This window comes from Bradyrhizobium sp. AS23.2 (assembly GCF_001908185.1).
In the GTDB taxonomy this organism is placed as follows: domain Bacteria; phylum Pseudomonadota; class Alphaproteobacteria; order Rhizobiales; family Xanthobacteraceae; genus Bradyrhizobium.
Map to the genome: position 1 here is coordinate 1 of NZ_LGHM01000309.1, position 1,394 is coordinate 1,394.

The window sequence follows — 1,394 nt, forward strand, 5'->3', positions numbered from 1 at the left end:
TTTCATCAACCGCGTCGACGGCACGCTTAAGGCGCATAAACGCGACGGTACTGTCATCAGCGGGCACTGCCAGCTGGTCGGCTGAACCTGCCCATGTCGCAGATGGGCCAGAAGGAGACATTTGCGCTCTCTCAATGGGCGGGCTAACCATTGCGATCCTTAGTCCATCTAAAACAATTGCAGGCTTCTTCAATGCTTGACGACGGATGGGCCGTTGCCTCTCCCGCCGATGTCGAACTTGACGCCGCTCGACTTTCCGGGCTCGACGCATTTCTCAGACAATGGCCGAACCGCAACGTACACGCGGTCGTCATCGTGCGGCGCGGAAAGCTCGTGTTCGAGCGCTATTTCCGTGGCCGGGAGCGCCGCTGGATGGAGTGGTCGGAGCCGGTTCAATTCTCGACGGAAACAAAGCACGACATCCGCTCGATCTCGAAAAGCGTAACCTCGCTTCTGATCGGCATCGCGGTGAGCGAGGAGAGATTTCCGCCGCTCACTTCCTCGGTTGTCGATTACTTTCCAGAATACGCCGCTCTGCGCACAACCAAGAACGCGCGCATCAACTTCGAGCATCTGCTCACCATGTCGCATGGGCTACGTTGGGACGAAAGCCGGGCGTGGAAAAGTCAGCGCAACAACGAGCGGCAACTGCTTGAGGCGAAGGACCCCTACCGCTATGTGCTGGAGCAGCCGATGGCATCCTCACCCGGCGTGTCGTTCAACTATAGCGGCGGCGCTACCAGCCTGCTGGGCGCGGCTCTAGCTAAGGCCGTTGGCCAACGGATCGATGTTTTTGCCGCTCAGAAGCTGTTTGAACCGCTGGGCATCACGGATGTCGAGTGGTTGAGCTTTACAGGCAGTGTTGAGCTTGCAGCCTTTGCCGGATTGCGGTTACGGCCTCGCGATCTCGCCAAGCTCGGTCAGCTCATGGTAGCTGACGGGCGCTGGAACGGGAGGCAAATCGTGCCTGCTTGGTGGATCGCCAGTTCGACGAAGCCGCGCGTGAACGCCGAGGGCCACGGGGCGCTATATTATGGCTATCAGTGGTGGCTTGGCCGTTCACTGCTCAATGGTCACGATCTGGTCTGGACCGCCGGGTTCGGCAGTGGTGGCCAACGGCTATTCATCGTGCCCGGGCTCGATCTCGTTGTCGTCGTGAACGCTTTCGACCACAGATATTCGATCCCGCTCGCCATCCCTAACCAATTTGTGCTGCCTGCCGTGACAGACTATCCAACTCCTCCCACCCAAAGCGTTAGTTAGGCTGAGGTCAGCTTCGGGCCTTGGCTGTGTGAAAACGCAACGGCGCTCAAATTTCGGAGAAAAGAATTCCTTCAAACACCGCTTCTGAGACTGCGAAGAGGATACCGAGCTTCGGTGCCGCGTGATCTGAG

The 1,394-nt window shown here is 58.5% G+C and carries 1 protein-coding gene; it reads left to right on the forward strand.

Translation table 11 applies throughout. The features are described from left to right. Positions 1-192 precede the first annotated feature (192 nt). Entirely contained in the window at positions 193-1,263 is a 1,071-nt protein-coding gene (locus AC630_RS41660; RefSeq protein WP_074124230.1) for a serine hydrolase domain-containing protein, read from the forward strand. Positions 1,264-1,394 lie beyond the last annotated feature (131 nt).